Annotated in this window: 1 protein-coding gene; it reads left to right on the top strand. The window is 37.1% G+C overall.

Annotated features, from left to right (window positions below; translation table 11 throughout):
• Positions 1–361: 361 nt before the first annotated feature.
• Entirely contained in the window at positions 362–1,654 is a 1,293-nt protein-coding gene (locus tag B2S90_RS08180) for an IS110 family transposase (protein WP_286696861.1), read from the top strand.
• Positions 1,655–1,732 lie beyond the last annotated feature (78 nt).

The following is a 1,732-nucleotide window of genomic DNA, read 5'->3' as shown; positions in this document are numbered from 1 at the left end:
TGATCACAAAAAGGAATATGAATATAAAGTGCTTTTGTTTCCATATTAACCTTCCATTCCTTTCCGCCTGCGGCTCCAAGGCACACATAGTAATGAATAATTCTTGTTTGTGCAGGCATCTTATTTTATATTTTAATTGAAGGAGTCTTACACTACAAAGCACGGCAAGGTGAGTTGTAGATTCTTGCAACTCGTTCAAGTCAAAACAGTATATTAACCAGTGCAAGGCTGATCTTTTCAAGCACACATGAGTATGTCTTTTAAGTCTGCAGATTAATCATTGACTTGAGTTTAATCTTTTAGTGTTGATCAGTCAGTCACTGAGCTCCTTCTCTATATTCTTATAAGGAGCCTTTTGTTTATGGAGATTGTTTACCCTAGATCTTGTGGTGTTGACGTGCACAAATCTTTCATTGTTGCTGTTATCTGCATTTCTGAATCCGTCAAACCCAAGTACATTAAAAAAAGATTCTCAACCTTCAATAACCAGCTCATTCAATTCAGGGATTGGCTTATTGAAAACAACTGTCAAAATGTATGCATGGAATCAACCGGCAAGTACTATATCCCTGTATACAATGCATTAGAAGGACATATTTCTAATGTCGTTGTTGCCAATCCTAAATGGGTCAAGGCTATCAAAGGTGAGAAGGATGACAATAAGGATGCCAAATGGATTGCTGACCTCTTTAAATTTGGTATTGTCAGATCCAGCTATATCCCTGAAAAGGATATCCGCATCCTCAGGGAATTTACCCGCTATCAGTATAAACTTGTCAATATGCGTTCTTCTGAAAAGAATCGTTTCCAAAATGCTTTGACTACTGGAAACTGTAAACTTGATATTGTTTTTAGTGATATCTTTGGTAAATCTGCTTCCGCTATTGTCGATACTATTTTATCAAATAATCCATATACAAGTGAAGATATTCTTTCTAAAGTTCATGCCGGTTGTAAAGCATCTCATGAAGACATCCTAAGTGCTGTTGAAGGTATTCAGCTAAATCAGTTTCAAAAGGCTAGAATTCGAATCGTTCAGAAACATATGGAATATCTAGATTCTCTACTTGATGAAATACAGCACCATATCGACTTGATGGTTGCCAACTACGAAGAATACATACAGCTTCTTTGTACAATACCAGGAATCAATAGAAAATCTGCTATTACCATTATCTCTGAAATCGGCACTGATATGTCTCAGTGGTCCTCTCATCGCAAACTTGCTGCATGGGCTGGATTAGCTCCTGGATGTAATGAATCAGCCGGCAAAAAGAAATCAGTTAAGATTTCAAAAGCTGGTGTTTATCTTAAGCCTTGCCTTGTTCAGGTTGCACATGCTGCCGTAAAAGATAAGAACTGCGATTACTACGCAGACAAATTTAACAAGATAACTAAAAGGCGCGGTAAGAAACGAGCTATCATTGCGATTGCGAGAAAAATACTTATTGCTGTCTATCACCTTTTAAAAACTGGTGAAGTATTTAACCCAACAGATATGGCAGATGTTGAAACAACAAAGAAGCAACGAATCGAATACGTAAAAAACAATTTACGAAATGCCTTCAATCAGCTCAGCCGCACTGGCTTGTCTGAAGCAGAGATTCTACAACTCATCAGAAAAGAATCTACGAACTCACCTCAAATAGAATAGCCATCCATTTGGGGAAAGGGGCTTTATGCACTTTTTTAGGGTAAAATTTGTTTTCTCTTTCAATTTTTATTCAGATTA

Source organism: Catenibacterium sp. UBA627, assembly GCF_002299355.1.
Taxonomy (GTDB): Bacteria; Bacillota_I; Bacilli_A; order Erysipelotrichales; family Coprobacillaceae; genus Catenibacterium; species Catenibacterium mitsuoka.
Note: the sequence above shows the minus strand (reverse complement) of the source record. Positions and strands in the feature narration are given on the sequence as shown.

Excerpts from the sequence above, each read along its gene's own strand:
- B2S90_RS08180 (WP_286696861.1), top strand. The coding sequence starts at position 362 with ATGGAGATTGTTTACCCTAGATCTTGTGGTGTTGACGTGCACAAATCT.